Annotated in this window: 8 protein-coding genes; 1 reads left to right on the top strand and 7 read right to left on the bottom strand. The window is 31.9% G+C overall.

What is annotated here, in order from left to right; all coding sequences use genetic code 11:
- Window positions 1-99 precede the first annotated feature (99 nt).
- From KM029_RS22215 to KM029_RS22225, 3 genes are all read right to left on the bottom strand, one after another.
- Window positions 100-2,055 (bottom strand): hypothetical protein, encoded by a 1,956-nt coding sequence (locus KM029_RS22215; RefSeq protein ID WP_144076002.1) that lies wholly within the window; start codon window positions 2,053-2,055, stop codon window positions 100-102.
- Window positions 2,056-3,061: 1,006 nt separating this feature from the next.
- Window positions 3,062-7,114: a hybrid sensor histidine kinase/response regulator transcription factor gene (locus KM029_RS22220; protein ID WP_144076003.1), complete on the bottom strand. Its 4,053-nt coding sequence runs from the start codon at window positions 7,112-7,114 to the stop codon at window positions 3,062-3,064.
- A 7-nt stretch (window positions 7,115-7,121) separates the two neighbouring features.
- Window positions 7,122-9,566, bottom strand: a complete 2,445-nt coding sequence (locus tag KM029_RS22225) for a sugar-binding domain-containing protein (protein WP_144076004.1) — start codon at window positions 9,564-9,566, stop codon at window positions 7,122-7,124.
- Window positions 9,567-10,088: 522 nt separating this feature from the next.
- Between KM029_RS22225 and KM029_RS22230 the strand changes: the two genes are divergently transcribed.
- A complete protein-coding gene (locus KM029_RS22230) occupies window positions 10,089-10,769 on the top strand; it encodes a DUF2490 domain-containing protein (protein ID WP_144076005.1) in 681 nt (226 codons plus the stop codon).
- On the opposite strand, the gene KM029_RS22235 is transcribed toward KM029_RS22230, so the two are convergent.
- From KM029_RS22235 to KM029_RS22250, 4 genes are all read right to left on the bottom strand, one after another.
- The gene (locus KM029_RS22235; protein WP_144076006.1) at window positions 10,766-11,629 is read right to left on the bottom strand and encodes an HAEPLYID family protein; all 864 of its coding nucleotides are present in this window, start codon (window positions 11,627-11,629) and stop codon (window positions 10,766-10,768) included. The genes KM029_RS22230 and KM029_RS22235 overlap by 4 nt on opposite strands.
- A gap of 741 nt (window positions 11,630-12,370) precedes the next feature.
- Window positions 12,371-15,463: an efflux RND transporter permease subunit gene (locus KM029_RS22240; protein WP_144076007.1), complete on the bottom strand. Its 3,093-nt coding sequence runs from the start codon at window positions 15,461-15,463 to the stop codon at window positions 12,371-12,373.
- Window positions 15,464-15,469: 6 nt separating this feature from the next.
- The gene (locus KM029_RS22245) at window positions 15,470-16,576 is read right to left on the bottom strand and encodes an efflux RND transporter periplasmic adaptor subunit (RefSeq protein WP_144076008.1); all 1,107 of its coding nucleotides are present in this window, start codon (window positions 16,574-16,576) and stop codon (window positions 15,470-15,472) included.
- Between the two features lie 71 nt (window positions 16,577-16,647).
- Entirely contained in the window at window positions 16,648-19,056 is a 2,409-nt protein-coding gene (locus KM029_RS22250) for a TolC family protein (protein ID WP_144076009.1), read from the bottom strand.
- Window positions 19,057-19,170: the final 114 nt, after the last annotated feature.

Raw genomic sequence — 19,170 nt, forward strand, 5'->3', positions numbered from 1 at the left:
GTTACCATCCAACACGAATTAAACAGCTTGTGTATATTTTTATATACTATCGTTTAACGATATATGAAATCTCTTAAATAACTAATTATTTTTAATAGTTTATTTTACTTCTTCTACAGCTACGTAATTGATATCAGAGAAGACAAATTTACCAGAACTATTCGCAAAATTAGCTGTAGTTCCATCTATACCTTCTGTGAAATCACCTGTGTAATATGTTTTATATCTAAATGCTAAAGTAAATTTAGTTTGGTCTTTATATGGACCTAAATCTAATTCATATCTTATCCATTGTTGATACGTATTTCTCGAAGAATCTTTCTTACCATCAGGATCTGCACCTAGCTGATTTCCTGGATATGGCGTTCCAGTATATTCATCTCCTTCTCCAGCTATTTTGAATTTAACCAAATCATTTACCATTGTCCATTCTGTATTGGCCCAATCATAGTTATCTGTAACAAGAATTTCTATGTCTGCAGCTTTCGAACCGTCAGCTTGATAAAGTGTATTGTCATTTTTCATCCAGAATATTGCTGATAATTCCCAACCTTTACTGTATTGAGATAAATTCTGTGCATCAATTACCATTAATGTTTCATGCTCTGGCGATCTTGCTGGTCCGTAAATTACATTATGAATGTATACAGCTGTTGTTGTAAGATCTTCAGGTCTTTCTGTAATCAAATCTGCAGGAGGTAAATGATTTGTTTTTTCTTTCCATAGTAATCCAGTACCAACACCTCCTGTATTAGTTTTTAGTAAACTAAATCCATCTCTTCCTATTAATGTAGGGTAGAAGAAATTAATTGTTGTTCTTGGAATTTCATAAGGTACTTGAGAAATAAATACATTCAGAACACCTTCGTATTGTTTGCTTTCGTAAGAAATATCACTTGTAACAACAATTATTGGTGCTACTTCTTCTACTTCTAATGTAGATGTATAACTTGGACGAATTCCTAATTGTCCTGTCTTTCCATCAATTACAAATTTCTCAAAATCAGAACCTAAAGAGAAAGATACATTTTTATTACCTTGTCCAATATCTGGAGCTGTTGTTACTGAATTTACATCTCCTAATACTAAATTTTGAGCAAATGGGAAGTAAATTAATGCAGTTGGTACTAACGGCCCAACATTTAATTCAATTGCTTCTTCAGAAACAACAATCAATAGCTCTTCGTTATTAAGTTGAAAGTCTACATCTTCTTCTGTAATGTTACTAATTACTTTAATACTTGGCGAGAATGCTTCGTTTTTAGTAATTGTAAATTTAGGATCTACTGAAATTGCTCCTGTTAAAGAATCAATCATTAAAGTATCTTGTAAACCATTCAATTCAAAACGAACATCATAACTAGGTACTGGCTTACTAAAAGTAATGCTTGGTGCAGTTGTTTCTGAACCCGCTCCAATTACTAAGTTTTGCTGAACTGGAGCATAACTTACTTTTGTAGGCAATAATGGCATTACATTTAAATGAAATGCATCTTCAAACACTTTTGTATTAGATGAGTTATCGCCATCGGTTGCAGGTTTTAAACGAAGTGTAAAATAATAATCACCTTCGCTAAACATGTTACCATCTTCTATATAAATTTGACCCGCTTTATTAGGGTCAATTACTGGAGTATAATAGAATGTTGTGTCTTGTACGTAAACTTTGTTACCTTCATCATCAAGAACAACGTTACCATCTTTATCCACTTTTTCAACCTCTGTATCTACTATATCTACTACTACTTTAGCAGTATCTAACCTTGCACTTGCAATAGATACTTTCTCTAAGTAAGAATCATCTAGTAGACTATCTGCAGATCTAACACTCAAAATTTCAAATTCACAAGGAATTCCTTTAGAATTCACTGTAGGCACATCAGTAGTAATTTCGCTATAAGCTCTTGCGTTTAAGATCTCAGAGTATGATAACCCTGTAATATTGATATCAGTTGGTACTTCCGAACTTTCCATAAAAGCTGTCGGTTTCTCGCAACTCATAAACATTAACAAACCAGCTAATGTAATTAGTAATTTAGTCAGATTCCTATTCATAGTTCATCGTTCATTTCATCATAAAAAAATACGTAACGAATTGTGTAGTCGATTGTCACAATAAATTTTGCTTCTCTGTTGTCATTACTTAAGTAGTTACCAATAAAAAAAATGGTTTCTACTAAAAAATAAATACTATGTTGTTTAAAAAATTGACTTCAGATAAATTTAAAAATGGCTCTCGAGCTTTTCTACAACCATTATATCTTTCCATCAGAATGATATCTTAATATAGTAACGTTTTTATGTTTCGTTTATTTTAAAATATCATACTACAAATTTAACAACCTCTAACTAAAAACAAGACACTATTTACACAAATTAGAACATAAACGTATTTAGTACATTTTATATTAGCAATTGTCATTTCTGTGTTCTTTTAAAAATTCTAATTAATTCTATAACTATCTTATTTTAAGCTACTTAAATATCAAGCAATAAAAGAGTGTGTTATTTTTGTAATTATTCAATAGAAGCTTTAATTATTGATTGTGTTAATCTTTTCTATTCATACTGTATATCTAAAGTGCAATTTTCAGGGTTTTTGTAATGTGATAATTATCACTGATTACTTTTTATAATTTGCTTTTTAAGAGAGCTTCCATTTATGATAGAAGTTGAAGTGTTAAAATCAATTCTAATCTATCACATTACTTTACCTGAGTATTACATATCTATACTATGTAAAAATGTCTAACACAAGAATAATAAAAGAGAAAACGCCCACTACTAGGCTTCCCCACATTACTCTTTCTTTAATACTATTTGTTTTCATTTTTGTCATTTTTCATTATTTCTTATTTTAAAAACAATCATTAAATATGACTTATCATTATCGGCTACAGTACAAATATAAAGTGCTTCTAATACGTTTATGGAACCAAATAGACGTGTTACTAACATAAATTAAGAAGAGTGCTATTCTCTGTTAATTTTATCAGAATTGTGTCAAAAAAATAGCCCATATCCTTGAATATGAGCTGTTTTCAGTATTTTTATCATTTATTTATTCTACTACATTCTCTTGTTTTGTGTATTCTTTAGGCGTTACTCCATACACCTCTTTAAAACTTTTAGAGAAATATGACCTATGTGTAAAGCCAACCATGTACATCACATCAGACACATTATATTGTCCTTGTTTTAATAACTGACCAGCTCTTTTTAAACGTACATTTCGTATAAACTCATTGGCGGTCATACCAGTCATAGATTTAATTTTACGGTAGAGGTTTGTTTGTCCCATTCCTATCTTCTCCCCTAAAATCTTAACATTAAACTCTGAGTTGTCCATGTTTTTCTCTATTTCTTGCATCACTTCATCTAAGAATTTCTCCTCAAAAGAAGGAACGACCACTTCATTGGGTTGCGTTTTCATTTCTCGTCTGAACGATTCTCTTAGTTTTTCTCTTTGGGTAAGAATATTGTTCACTCTCACTCTTAAATAATCTACATTAAATGGTTTAGCGATATAATCATCAGCCCCATGTTCTATACCATCTTTTTTATTGTCGATTCCCCCTTTTGCAGTTAGTAAAACAAAAGGAATATGGTTGGTCAATAAATCTGATTTTGCTTTGGTACAAAACTCTATTCCATCCATTTCTGGCATCATCACATCAGAAAGAATAAGGTCTGGCATCTCTTTTTTAGCTTTATCCCACCCTTCTTTACCGTTATTTGCGGTAATAACGTGGTACGTTTCTTCTAAACAGTGTACCAAGAAACTTTGCATGTCTCTATCGTCTTCCACAACAAGAATTTTCTCTTTGCCTCCTTTTTCCGAAGAGCTTTCTATTTCTTCTTCTTTAGTTTCTTCCTCAGGGTGGTATTCTTCTTCTATTAATTCTTTTTCAACGTGTTTTTCCTCGTAATCTTCTATAAATGTTTTACTTAACGGAAGGTATACTGTAAATTCAGAACCACTTCCCTCTTCACTTTTCAATTCAACCCATCCGCCATGCATTTTCACATAATCATGCACTAGCGACAAACCAATTCCAGTACCTTGTTGCCCCATAAAGTTATCCATCTTGATATTTGTAAAACGTTCAAATATTTGTGATTGAAGATCTTTTGGAATACCTATACCAGAATCTGTAATAATAATTTGTTGATACTCTGTGATAGGAATTTTTCTATAAGGATGGCTTGCCTTTGTAACATCCATTTTTACCCCAATTGTTCCGTTATCAGGTGTATACTTTAAAGAATTTGATATTAAATTATAGATTACCTTTTCTAATTTTTCTAAATCAAACCACATTATACCTTCAGGTTGATTTGTATTGAAATTAAGGTCAATATTTCGTTGTAGTGCTGTTTCCATAAAATCATGCGTAATGTTCCTACTTAAGCGCACAATATCATATTCTTCAATTGATAGTTTTTCAGCTCCTTGATCAATTTTACGAAGGTCTAGTACCTGATTTACCAAACGACTTAACCTTGCTGTATTTCTTTGTATTATCTGAATTAGTTTCAGTTTCTGTGTATCTACTTCTATCGTTTCTAATTCATCTAAAGGACTACTTATTAACGTTAAAGGTGTTCTTAATTCATGAGAAATGTTTGTAAAGAATTTAATTTTCATTTGGTTTACTTCTTCACTCTTTTCTCTTTCTACTTGTTCTAAATGCAACTTATTCTGCACCTTCACATTCTTCACAGAAATTTTTCGAGCAATAAAGAATAATAAAGTAAGCATTGTAAAATAAATTACCTTAGCCCACCATGTTGCCCAAATTGGAGGGTTTATGACAAAGTTTAATGCTGTGAAATTCTCTCCAAATTCACCAAAATTATTAGATGCTCTAACTTTAAAAGTATATTTACCCGGCTTTATTTTATTATAAGAAACAAAATCTGTTAAACCCGACATTGTTTCCCATTCATCTTGTAATCCTTCTAGCTTAAATTGGTAGTTGTGTGTATTCTTTTCTCTGTAATCCATTGCAGAGAAATAAATAGTAAAAGTGTTTTCTTCGTGATCTAAAGTGAGTTGATCTACCTTATTTAAATTTTTTGTAAAAAGTACTCTATCATTTAACTCTTTATTTACCTTAACCTCTTTATTAGAAACTTTCAATCCTGTAATACGCACGGTTGGTTCAATACTTTTCTTATTGACCTCGTTTGGTAAGAAAGAGACAAAACCACTAAGTCCACCAAAATAGATACGCCCATCAATTATTGAAGTTGCAGCTCTATTAAAATTCTTAATTCCTGTTCTAGTAGAAGATAAAACAAGATTAGCGGCTGTTGAAAAATTATAAACATGAATATTTACGTTTGTAGCATACCATAACTCATCTCCATTTACCTGAAAAGATCGAATAATATTATCTGCTGAAAATACTTCATCAAATTCACTTTTTGTTTTGTTGAATTTATATACTTTTCGTTTTGATGCTCCCCAGATAGCTCCTTCGTCATCTACCACTAACTGATTTAAATTTAGTACCCTTGTTTTATTAATCATTGGGTACTTATAAAATTTACCCTGACTTAAATTAAAATAGTTGACACCATCACCTGTTGCAATCCATGGGTTTTCATTATTATGGAAGGTAATACTAGATATATAATTTCCTGATATAGAATTCTCGTTGTCGTCTTCCTTTCTAAAATTAACAAACTCAATTTTGTTATTTTCTTTTTGATTCAATTTATAAACCCCATACATGGAACCTAACCAAATTTGTCCTTTAGGGCTTTCTCCAATACAAAATAGATAGTTTGTTTGTAATGCTAACTCATTTGCTTTATCGGCAACATAAGCATACATTTTCTTTGTTTTTTGATCATAGACGTTTAAACCGCCAACTGTAACAATCCAGACTTTATTCTCCTTATCAACCAATACTTGTTTTACAGAGCTATGTAAAATTCTAGGTACTTTAAAGTATTCGTATTCATCTTTCTTTTTATCGTACTTAATTAAACCATAGTTACTAGTTGCTAACCAAATATTTCCAATTCTATCTTCTGTAAAATTAACTACAGAAATACCTCTCTGAAGAAACTTTTCTGAACCTGGGAAGATATTTGTTTTAAAAGCATTGTCTAAAAAAGTAATATTATCAACACCATTATCTGTTCCAATCCAAATAGTACCGCTTCTATCTTTATGAACAACATTAACAATATTACTACTGATTGAATAGTGGTTATTATAATTGGCAAAATAACGCTGGAAAGTAAAAGTTTTAAGCGAAAAGATGTTTAGACCATAGCCTGTACCTACCCAAACCTCGTTGTTATTTATCTTACAAAGTGATTTAATTACATCATTACTTAACGTTTTTTCATCGTTCTTTTGATGATACTTTTTAAAGGCTCCAGTTTTAGAATCAAAAAGTGCAATACCTGTTTCTGTACCAATTAATAATTGATCATCGTCTTTATCAGAAAGTGATATAATATCTAGAATTAGGTTGTTCTTTTTATAAACCTCAGATTTATCTTGTATTCTATATCTTGTAAACGTTTCTGTTTTTCTATCTAATTTATTTAATTGATCATGAGTTCCTATCCAAAGGTTACTTTCCTGATCTTCATAAATTACTCTTACAATATTGTCACTTAACCCGTTATCAATACCTTTATGATGCTGATAAGAGACAATTTCTTCGGTATCAGTATTAATAATATGAAGTCCTTTATTAGTACCTATAATAACTTCACCTAGTTTTGATAAAGTCATAGAGAAGGGAGTAATTTTCCCAACTTTCAAATCTACTTTTGTAAAGTAATTCTCTTCTTTATCATATTTAAATATTTCTGAAAAAGTAGCTACCCAAACGTTTTTATCTTTATCCATAATTAAATGTCTAATATTATTAGACATCATCTTTTCGGAGCGGTAACCATCATATTTTATTAACCCACTACTTAAGCCAATCCACATAAAACCAAGATCATCTTCTAAAAAGCATGTTACGTGCCTGCTAGATATTGATTCTGGTAAATCAATGTGTTGAAGCTCTAAGTTTCTTGGTGATGCTAAAATATTTAAGCTTAAAAAAAGTAGTATTAAAAAGTAAGTTAATCGTTTCATTCTTGTGTTATTTAATATAATCAATGGCTCTAACGGTTAAAATAGCTGGCTGAAGGTCCGTCGATTTTACCTTAATTGTAATTTCTCCTGTTTTTTCGGTTGCTTGAATTATAAGGAGGCACTTTCCATTGAATACGTTTTTAAAACTAGTATTATTTGAAGAAATATCCAAAATATTCCCATTTTCTAAACCTATTATCCTACCAGGTCCTAACACCTCATATTCAAACGTATTCATTGCATTGGGATCTATATTATTATATTCATCAGTAATAGAAATTTCGCAATGGATGATATCTTTATTATTTGCATAAATCAAAGTTTTATCACTTGATACTGTTAGCTTTGTTCCTCTATCTACGGTAGTATATGATTGCTCTGCGACTACTACTCCATCTATTTTTGCTACAGCTTTTATTGTCCCTTTTTCATAAGGTACCTTCCATACCAATTGTCTCTCAGAAGTCATTGTCTTCTCTCCTAGTGATGTATTATTTAAGAACAATTCTGCTGTTTGACAATTTGTATAAAGCACAACAGGAATCTCTACGCCTTCTTTCCCTTTATGCGACCAATGTGGTAATACATGTACCATTGGTTTATCGCTCCATAAACTTTGATAAAGGTAAAAATGATCTTTAGGAAAACCTGCTAAATCAATTATTCCAAAATTTGCGGTTCTACCTGGCCAACCAAATGATTCTCCTAGGTAATCAAAGCCTGTCCACCTAAAATTTCCAACATAATAATCTAAAGCTTCTACTCTTTTCCACTCATCTCTTACACCAATACGTACAATGGAATTATCATAAGATGATTGGTATTTATTAGAAACTCCTGTAAACACCTCTTCTTCTGTTAGATCAGGAATTTTAGTTACTTTTTTTTCTATTCTTGCAAAATGGGCAGGTTTTTCCCAAGGAGCAGGATTGTCTTTTGTTCTGTACCAAGTTTTTGTTCTGTAAACTCCTCTTGTCTGTAAAGTATGTGTTATTTCTGTTCCTATAATTAACTTTTCAGGATATTTGCTATGGTACTTTTCTAGTTCATTTTTCAACTCACCGTGCCCATTAAAACCAGAAATATCTATATATGGAGCAATATACCCCCTGCCTTGAGTTACAGGGCGAGTAGTATCAATGGATTTTACTTTATCTACTACAATTTTTTGTTGTTCTGGTGTAAATTTTCTGACCTCATTTCCAATACTCCAAATGATTACAGAAGGATGGTTACGGTCTCTTTTAAGGAAACTTTCAAGGTCTTTTTCCCAATATTCATCAAAGTAATTACCATAATCATAAGGTGCTTTTGCTGTCCACCACCCATCAAAGGCCTCGTCCATTACCATAAAACCCATGGTGTCGCACATGGTATAAAATTCTGGTGCAAACGGGTGGTGTGCAGTTCTTAATGCATTACATCCCATTTCTTTCAACATTTTTAGTCTTCTGTATAGCACATCATCTGGTACAGCAACACCAACAGCTCCACCTGCATCTTGATGGTTACTTAAACCTTTAATAATTACAGCTTCTCCATTTACAAACAAACCTTGTTTGCTTCTCCATTCAATATTTCTGATACCAAATGGTGTTTCATAACGGTCTACTACTTTTTTATTTACTATTACTTCTGTAACCATTGTGTACATTACAGGTGCATCTGTAGACCATAATTGAGGTGCCTTAACAATGCAGTCTTGTACAATAACTGAAGTATCTTTCTTTAAAAGAAGTTTATCTGAAACCTCTTTTACAAGATTTCCTTTATAGTCTCTTATACTATTTCTAACTAATGCCTTTCGGTTTTTTCCAGACTCGTTTACAACTGTAGTTTGTACTTTAACAGTGGCTTGATCCTCTAGAAAATTATCTGAAATAATATATGTCCCCGATTTTGGTACATAAATATTTTCCGTTTTTGTTAACCACACATGTCTATAAATACCGGAACCTGTATACCACCTACCACTTGGTGTTTTTGAGTGATCTACACGAACTGCCAAAATATTATCACCTTCTTTTAAATAAGGAGAAAGGTCATATGAAAACGACATATAACCATTAGGATGAAAACCTAAATGATGGCCATTTATCCATACATCACTATTTAGATAAACACCATCAAACTCGATAAAGTATTTTTCAGATTTTTTTAAATTATTAATGTCAATTTGTTTTCTGTACCAGCCTATTCCTCCCGGTAAAAAAGCACCCATTGTTCCTGAAGGATTATCTTGTTTATATTCTCCTTCAATACTCCAATCGTGAGGAACATTTAATGTTCTCCATTCTTGATCGTTAAAATTTGGCTGCTCAGCTCCTTTACATTCTTGTTGAAGAAACTTCCAATTTAAATCAATTGAAACTCTATTTCTTACACTACTTTTTTGCCCCCAAGAATTTAAAGAGAATGCTAAGAGTAATAGTATCTGTATAAAAATCTTCATTATGATAAACTTCAAAAAATCTAAGGATTATGCTTATTTCCTTTCCTTTATTAAAAAATTGACATAACAAATGTACTTAGTGCACTTAAATAGTTATGATAACATCGTTTTGAAAGGTAACACAAAATGAACAGTCTAATTTGTGTCAATTATTACAGTTTTGCGCTATCAAGAAAAACATATAAAACCCTAATTACCAGACTTCTAAACAAACAAAAGGAAAATAAACCACTTTTAACTCCAAAAATTTAATTGATGAATTAATTAGTTTAACACTTATGATTCTTTATTCGTTATGCTAATTCTAGTGAAGAATACGTGATAATCTTTGCATTAAGTTATTAAGGAGAAGAGATACACAATACATTTAACTCAATCAATTATTTTTTGATTTAAAGCGTCTACATGTCCACTTTGTTATAACAAATCGTTAACAAATTTGCTGCTACTTCTATAGTAAACTCTATTTGCATAACCTTAAATTTGCAGTAACCTATCACTACTTATAAATCCTAACAACAAATGAAGAAACTATTTGTAATTTTATCCCTATTAATCTGTCAGTTATCATATGCACAAGAAGAAAGTTCGTCTCTAGGTTCTTGGTATGTGTACAATGGCTTTTACCAATTGAGTCCTAAATTTGAACTTTTCTTTGAAGGACAAATGCGTACTTATGAATTTGCTTCTGAACCACAAAGCTTTTTTGTTCGCCCGTTCCTTGGTTATTCAATAGCTAAAAATTTACAACTTGGTTTAAGTCAAGAATATCATTCTAATTGGACAGAAGAATTTGATGACCAGCCTAGTATTCACTCCCAAGAGTACAGAACTACTTTTCAGGTAATAAGTAAACAAACATTTGGGCGTGTACACTTACAACATAGATACAGATACGAACTTCGAGTTTTAGAAGATGATTTTAAAACAAGAGCACGTTATAGAATTCAGGCAGGTATACCTCTATCTAAAAAGACAATGGAAAAGGGTGTTGTGTTTACTACATTTGGTAATGAATTTTTAATTGATGTCACACCTGCTTTACAATTAAACCAAAACCGTACATACGCAATGCTAGGGTATCAACTTACGGAAACACTAAACATCCAATCTGGATATATGTATTTAGCAAAAAGTGGACACCCTAACGAACATAGATTTCAATTATTTGTAACGCAAAAATTAAAATTCTACGCGGATTAATGTTTATGTTGAGGTTCCCAAATTAATCGACAAAAGGCACTGAGTCTTTCATTTTCTCTAGCAACGGGAATACCTGCAACAATACCAACTAATAAATTGTCCATAATACCAACTCTCATTTGAGGTCTAATTGTCATATCAAAATCTCCATGCTCAATAGATTGGTTAAACTCGACACCAATAAAGTTACTAGTTCCCGGAATCATGTAATGCACACTAGGGTTTATTTCCATTGATGTATTCCATGATTTTGAGGTATAACTTTGCTCAATTTTTGGACCTGTATAAAGAAGTGAATGGAAATTAGAACCCCATCTTTTAGCAATTACAAAAAACGGATTATAAATATTGCCCTTGACTAATGGGTCTCCCCAATCTCTAAAATCAGAAAATACTATTTCGTTTATATATCCTACAGCCATACTCATAGCCATTTTTTCATTTACAAAAAAGGTCCATTGTGTTGCTAGTTTTAAACTTTCCAACTTATCAGATGGTATTGAATCTCTCTCTACACCTTCCTGAGGAGCATAAAATACAAAAGGGAGTTCTACCTCAAAGCCTAATCTATTAATTGGAGCCCATTCGTATTCAACTAACGTTTCGTATTTATCGTATTGCAAGTTGTCTACAAGTTCCATACCTACATTCCATTCCTTTTCCCCTTTTCTGGCGCCAAGGTCTCTTATCAAATCAATGTATAGAGGTTCTGCATGGAGTACTTTTACAGGGAGTTTATCTTCCTCGTATTCCTCAATATAAATACTGTCTTTTAAGTGGTTTATTTCTCTTCTTTCATTTTGAGAAAATACAGTAAAGCTTACTAAAAATAAGCTAGATAAGATGAATAAAAATCGCATTAGATGAATAATGATTTAATAAAATTTGTTAGTAGTAGAAATTAGTACAAAAATCAATTTTAAGTACTTTATTGGCGCAAGTTAATCTCTTTTTTTAATGTACTAATTGTTAAACAAAAAAAAGGTACAACTAATTGTACCTTTTTACATTCTTGTACCTAAGTTGAAATTATCTAATAACCCAAACTTAGTATTTTTATATTTATCCAGATTATACTAATCTGTTTCTATTATCTTGGAATCTCAACTCGTTGAGTTCTAATTTACAACGTCTTATTTTAGTTTTAAGATGTTCTACATCGTTAAATGACGAACCATTACTTTGTAAAAGTTCAATTTTATTTTTCATTTGCAAAACCTGATTTTCTAGGTTATAAATTGCGTTTTGTAATAAATTTTTCATTGTAAAATAGAATGTTTACGATTAACTTTCAAATCATAACTCTAATAACGATGATTTTTGTTTAACAGTAATATCAATTAACTTCTGTTATAATTTATCTTAAAAAGTTGACTATTTTTACAATTTAAAGGCTACGTTCCATATAGTATTTTGATATAAAAAAAATGAACTTTATCACCAAAAAATAAAAATAATACAAAAATAGCTTTTAAAAGATTTTCACTTAATTACCCGTTATTTGCTTGTGCTTTTTTCACAAAAAAAAATGGTTACTGTATTCTTTATATCACTATAAAAAATACAATAACCGATAATTATATTTAAAAGATAATTAACTTCTACCCTTTATAATCTTTAAATTTTACGCGATAAAATAAGCTGTAAAACACAGGTACTAAAACTAGAGTAAGTACTGTAGCAAATAGCAACCCGAACAACAAACTAACTGCTAAAGGCTCAAACATTATTCCGCCTCCAAACCATAATGGTAATAAACCACAAACGGTGGTTGCCGTTGTTAATAAAATTGGTCTAAAACGTTCTGTTGCTGCACTTACAATAGCATCAGCTGGTTCTCTATTATTTTCTGTAAGTTCTATCTCTATCCTATCTATAAGTACAATACCATTATTAATAACTATACCTGCTAAAGATACCAAACCTAAGAAACCAAAGAAACCCATGTAAGAGTTGGCTAAAAACAAACCGTAATAAACGCCTATTGCACCCATTGGAATGGTAAGTAAAATTATAAGCGATTTTTTGAACGAATTGAACTGACCTACAAGCAATAAAACAATTATACAAAATGATAATGGTAGATACTCTACAACAGAACCAATTCCTGATTTCGTTTTTTCTATATCACCTCCATAATCATAAAAATAACCAGTACTCCAATTCTTCTGATTTTCTTCTAACCAAGGTTTCAATTCCGACATGATCTCATTGGATGTAGTTGATTTATCTACTCCAGATGATACCGTAATGGTTTTAAAGAGGTCATATCTTTTTACTTTGGTAAATTGCCAATCTACCAATATATCTGCTACTTGTTTTAATGGAACGTTATTCCCTGTTCCTTGTGAGTAAATATTGATAGATTCTAACTGACGCATTGTATAATCTCCTTCATGAGCATCTTTCATCATTATAGGAATAGATTCATCATCTTCTCTGTATGCATCTAGTTCAACACCAGAAATACTTGTTAGCATAGATAATGCAATATCTTGGTTAGTAACCCCCGCATTTTCTGCTCTATCTTGATCAATTTTTATTACAAATTTCTTCGTTTTAATACCCCAGTCATCTTTTATGTTTTTTGTACCTGGTATACCTGCCAATCGTTCTTTTACAGAGTCTACCAGATTGTATAAAACAAGGGGATCTCTACCTGAAATTCTCACCTCAATCGGGTTTTCTGCACCACCAGCACTACCCAAACGTTTTATTCTAGGTTGAAGGTCTGGAAAATGATTAAAACAAAACCAATCTAAACTATCTATCACTGTCTGATTGAACTCGTTAGAAGTAGTGTTAATCAGAATATGTGCGGTATAAGAAGATTTTTCTGGTGCTTGGTACCCTAGATCATACTTTGGTGCTCCTTCGCCTACGTAAGAGGTAAAGTCAATTACACCTTCCTTGGTCCCAACTTCTTCTTTCTTTAACAAAAATCTTTTAAGGTATCGGTCTACTTCTTCTACAACTTCTTCAGTAACGGTTATATCAGACGTCATTGGTAATTCTAAATTTACTGTTACCAATGCCCTATCAGAATCTGGCATAAAGATAAATGGTACGTAAGGAGCAATCTTTGTCATTGATAAGAAACACAAAAATATTACTCCAATAAATAAGAAAGGGCGCTTTAAATTCCAGATTAGAAATGGTCTGTAATAACCAACAAGCTTATCAAAATTAGATTCTTTAGCACCTTCTGAAGTATCTTTTGGTTTTACTTTAATTAAATAAATTGCCAGTAAAGGAATTAGGGTAATAGACATTACCCAAGAACTGACCAAAGCAATGGTAATTACCACAAATATTGGCCCTACTATCTCTCCCATTGTAGATTTAGCAAGGTAGAAAGCTAAAAATGCTGCAGATGTTGTTAAGGTTGAAATAAGTAATGGAACCATTAATTCTTGTGCAGATTCTATGGCGGCCTTATATACTTTTTCTCCTCTTTCCATTTTTACCATGATGGATTCTGACATTACAATAGCATTATCTACCAGCATACCCAATGCCATAATTAATGCTGCCAATGAGATTTGATTTAAACCTACATCTAACAAGCCCATCATTACAAACGTAATTACTATGGTAGACGGGATTAATGCTGATACAACCAAACCAGTTCTGAACCCTAAAAAGATAAACATTACTACAAGTACCGTAGCCACTGATTGTAATAAGTTACTTACAAAACTATCTACAGAAGATTCTACATAAAGGTCTGCAGATGCACTTCTTGTAAACTCAATTCCCCAAGGGTATTGCTCTTGGTAATACTTTATTTTTTCGTCTATTTCTTTGCCTAACTCAACAATATTACCACCATCTTTCAGCTTTACTCCCAAAGAGATTGCAGGTTGACCAGATACTGTTACTATACTTTCAGCAGGCGTTTTATAGCCTCTTCGTATTCTAGCAATGTCACCTAGGTGAACAGACTTTCCATCTTTTAATTGGATGACAACTTTGCTAATATTGTTTACACTTTCAAAACTTCCTGTTGGCTCTAAAATGATTCTTTCTGTTCCAAATTTAACATCACCACCAGGGAAAATGATATTTGTATTTGCTATTGCATTTTTCACCATATTGGTTGTTAACCCATACTTAGAAATTGCGGCATTGTCAAACTCAATAAAAACATTTTCCATTTGCTCTCCTACAATTTCTACACGGGCAGCATTCGGAAGTTTAATTAAGCCATCTTTTACATCTTTAGCTATATCATAAAGTTCTTTATAAGAATACCCGTCACCTGTAATAGAGTAAATTACACCAAAAACATCTACAATATCTTCATCTTTGATTTGTACTTTACAGCCATCAGGTAAATCAGGTTTTACTTCATCTACTCTTCGCCTTATTTTATCATAAATAGGCTGCATTTCTGTATACATCTCTTTAATTTCTATTGTAATAATAGAGACATTGTTTCTAGATTCAGATTTGATGTATTTAAGTTCAGAAACTTGCTGTAATTGTTTTTCAACCTTATCCGTGACCAACATTTCTACACGTTCTGGAGACCCCCCAGGATATGTTGTAATTATAGAAACATAACGTACAGTAAAAGGAGGCATACTATCTCTAGGCATCCCTTCATAAGTCTGAAAACCAATTAACCCCAACAGCACCACCAATGTGAGTGTTAGGACATTATTTTTTATCGAAAATTCTGTAATGTTCATTTGCTACTAAATTTTCTGTTGGTACTTCTTTAAAAACTTAACTTTTAAGCCATCAGATATTTTTGTTACCCCACTAGTAACAACAATATCTCCTTCATTTAAGCCCTCTACTACTACAAAACCTTTTGATTTTAATTCACCAATTTTAATTGATTTAAAATGAACCGTACCAACTTTATCATCAATTTTGCTTACTGTGTAAACGTATTTCTCTCCCTTTATATCTTCTCCAACAGCATCTACAGGTACAATCATATAAGGTTCAGAAGATTTTCTTTGTACCTGAAAAGTAACGTTAGCAGACATACCTGGCCTCACATTTTTTGATTTCGTATCTAATAAAACAGTTACAGGATAAGTAGAAGAAACATCCGATACATACGAAAGTTTTGTTACTTTACCTTTAAACTTCTTCCCTTTTACAGAAGTAAATGATACATCTACCTTATCATCAATTGCTATTTTAGAAATGTACTTTTCAGGAATACCTACTTTTATCTCTAAGTCATTTCCAGAGGCAAATCTTACTACAGGATTCCCTGCCATTATATTTTCGTTTCGCGAGGCTATTTTCTCAGCTATTACTCCATTCATAGGAACATATAACTTATAGTAACTCAATTCTCTACGTTTAAGATCTTCTGTCTGAAGGCTGTTCTCATAAGAAGCTTTTGCACCTGAAAAAGCATTTTTAGCTTGTTCATATTCTGCTAATGAAACGTTATTTGCTTCATATAACTTTTTAGTTCTATCTAAACTGGCTTTCATTGTCTCTAACTGCACTTTAGCACTATGTGTCTGTGCAACAACTTGTTGAAAAGCAATTTTTGCATCAGAATCGTCTATTGTCGCAATCAACTGGCCTTTTTTAACTATATCACCCTCCACAACTCGGATACTTGTTAATACACCACTTACTCTAAAACTTAACTGAGACTCTGTTCCTGCTTTAGATACCCCTGCAAATGTTTGGAAGGCCTCTCCTCCAGAATAGAATACTTGTGCATAACGGATAGGTCTAATAATTTCTTCTTTCTGCTCTACTTCTTTAGCACAACTAAAAAGTAATATTCCTAATGATAAGGATAGGACTGTTTTTATAATGATATTCATGTCTTTTATTTTCTCACTTAGTTTTTAAGTAGTAACCAATACAACTTAATGCTTGATTAATTTATGAATGCTTACTTGCGCTGGTTCTCAAAAATTTCTTGAACTTCCTTTTCTGTGATATCTCTTTCCTCATCCGTTTTCAATAAACTGAATTCGCCCACTGCTCTTTGCATTTTCATAGATGATTGTAAGAATTTATATACCGCATTAGATGCATTTTGTTCAGATTCAAAGGCATTATTTTGAGCATCAATTAATTCTATAATAGATACACGACCTTTAGAGTAATTATCTCGAACAATATCATAGTTTTTCTGGGCTGCTTCCATTGCTTCTCTAGAGTTTGTAATGTTAGTACTTGTACTGGCAAGGTCCAATACTGCCACTCTTACTTCTTGTTCTACATCCAACATTGTTTGTTGTTGTTGGGCTTCAAGTTGTAATTTATCAAACTTTGTTTTTTGGTACTGACGACTTTTTGTAAAACCTGAAAATAATGGGATTGTAGCTACAACGGCCACATTCCAGTTCTGATCTAAAGGATCTAAACTCGTTGACTGACCCGGTATTGTTAAACTACCTGTCCCTGCTCCTCCTCTTGCTAAATACCTATTATAACCACCTTGCAAAGCAACCTCTGGGATAAATCTATTTCTACTATCTGAAGATTGTTGACGCTGTAATGCTAACATTTGAGAAGCGTATTGCATTACTATTGGTCTTTGAGTTAATGCTTTATCAACTATATAATCTGAGATAATAAGTAAAGATATTGGGTCGTTTACTAAACTCGCCATTCCGTTAGAAGCAAGACCAGCATAAATTCCATCTGTCAACTCAACATCTTTCACAAAAATCTCCTCTTTCATATTTCTGTTAAGAACATTGTTAAGTACCAACATTTGTTGCCTTTCAGACAAGTTTGCATCAATAACTCTTTGTTCCGCTTGTGCTAAATTGGATTTCCAACGGTATACATCAGAATTACCAGAATATCCCACATTCTCTCTTAATTGAGAAATCTCTAAGTTTCTTTTTGTAGACTCTAAATATCTTCTTGCAATTTTTACTTGTGTTTTGGTATACAACAGGTTGTAATAGGCAACTGAAGCCTGATATACAACATCTAACATTACTTGTTCATTACCAGATTCTCTTGCCTCTTGAAGATATTTTTGTACTCTTGCATTTGTAAAGACCTTTTCTGAATAAATCACTTGTTGTAATTCTAAAGTACCCGTTAATTGTCTTTCACTCCTAGATCCAAATGAGCGTTCCGCTGTAGGCTGATCTATCCATGCTCCATTTACAGATGCATTAATAGTTGGCATTAAAGCAGCTCCTGCAACTTTCTTTAATTCATTTCCACTAAGGGTTGCATATTCCGATGCTTTATAGTTCATGTTACTTGCAACAGCCTCATCTATCACATTTTCTAAGCTCAATTCATCGTCTTCAGATGGTTTTGCATCTACCCATTCAGCATTAAAGATTACATCCCATTTTGGTAAAAATTTTAATGTATTTGCTGTCTTGGCATTTAATACTATTTTTTCTTCAAAGTGAACAACCACAGGCAATTCACTTGCATTTTTACCTTCTTCAAAAAGACCTTCAATATTTAATGCAAAACGCCTTGCTATAATATTAAATTTATCTTCCGTTTTTAAGCCAATTAAAGCCCCATTTTTTACTCCTTCTTCGCCTTCTGCTGTAAACACTGCTATTCCTCTTTCCGCTAATTCATGAAAAAGTAATGCTTTCTTCTCATCATTTAATTTAAATAAATAAGAAGAGTAGACAGCATCGTAAGTAGAATCTATAGATGATAACAAAACATCAATGTCATTATCAACACCAAAAATTGAAAAGTCTGCATCTAGCTTGTTAATGATAGCATCTAATGGCTTTTGAGGGGAATAGAGTTTATAAATGTAATCATCTATAAATACGGCTATCTTTTTAAATTTTGTCGCTTCATGAAAAGCAATCAAATCTGTTTTTAAAGAAGAAGAGGTTTGCACATAACTAAGGTTGTTAATGCCTGTTGATCCATTTTCTGTAACCTGAACATTTTGTTCTTCTGGATCAATTACCCCCCATAAAAAAGTAGGTTTACTAAATACTTTGTTTTCTATAGCTATTGTAGACCCTAAAGCACCTAAACAGATTACAACATCAATTTTTGGGTCACTTTCTAACTTCTTGTAATTTTCTACCGCTTTTTCAGCATCCCAATGAGACACTAATTGGTATTCATCTGGAAAATTTACTTTGTATGAAGCTCCCATAACTGCCGGGACTTCTTTCTTTAAAATATCTATAAATTTAGATTGTTGGTATAATTCTGCATCATAAATTATCCCTATATCTATGGTCTTCAAGGTATCTTGTGCAATACAATTTACTTGGAGTGATAGAATAATTATTAATGCAGATAAAAAATGAAATTGAGTTAAGTTCCTAAAAAAAGAATACATACTAATAATTTATGTTTGAGTAAGCTCTTTATAAGTTACAAAACTGATCATTAAGAAGCACAATAAAAACAAACAAGTTTAAATAACTATGTCAAATTATATTAGATATTTATA

The organism is Flammeovirga kamogawensis (genome assembly GCF_018736065.1).
GTDB classification, from domain to species: Bacteria; Bacteroidota; Bacteroidia; order Cytophagales; family Flammeovirgaceae; genus Flammeovirga; species Flammeovirga kamogawensis.

Coding starts and splice junctions, on each gene's coding strand:
- KM029_RS22235 (WP_144076006.1), bottom strand. CDS start 11,629: ATGCGATTTTTATTCATCTTATCTAGCTTATTTTTAGTAAGCTTTACT.
- KM029_RS22230 (WP_144076005.1), top strand. CDS start 10,089: ATGAAGAAACTATTTGTAATTTTATCCCTATTAATCTGTCAGTTATCA.
- KM029_RS22225 (WP_144076004.1), bottom strand. CDS start 9,566: ATGAAGATTTTTATACAGATACTATTACTCTTAGCATTCTCTTTAAAT.
- KM029_RS22220 (WP_144076003.1), bottom strand. CDS start 7,114: ATGAAACGATTAACTTACTTTTTAATACTACTTTTTTTAAGCTTAAAT.
- KM029_RS22240 (WP_144076007.1), bottom strand. CDS start 15,463: ATGAACATTACAGAATTTTCGATAAAAAATAATGTCCTAACACTCACA.
- KM029_RS22245 (WP_144076008.1), bottom strand. CDS start 16,576: ATGAATATCATTATAAAAACAGTCCTATCCTTATCATTAGGAATATTA.
- KM029_RS22215 (WP_144076002.1), bottom strand. CDS start 2,055: ATGAATAGGAATCTGACTAAATTACTAATTACATTAGCTGGTTTGTTA.
- KM029_RS22250 (WP_144076009.1), bottom strand. CDS start 19,056: ATGTATTCTTTTTTTAGGAACTTAACTCAATTTCATTTTTTATCTGCA.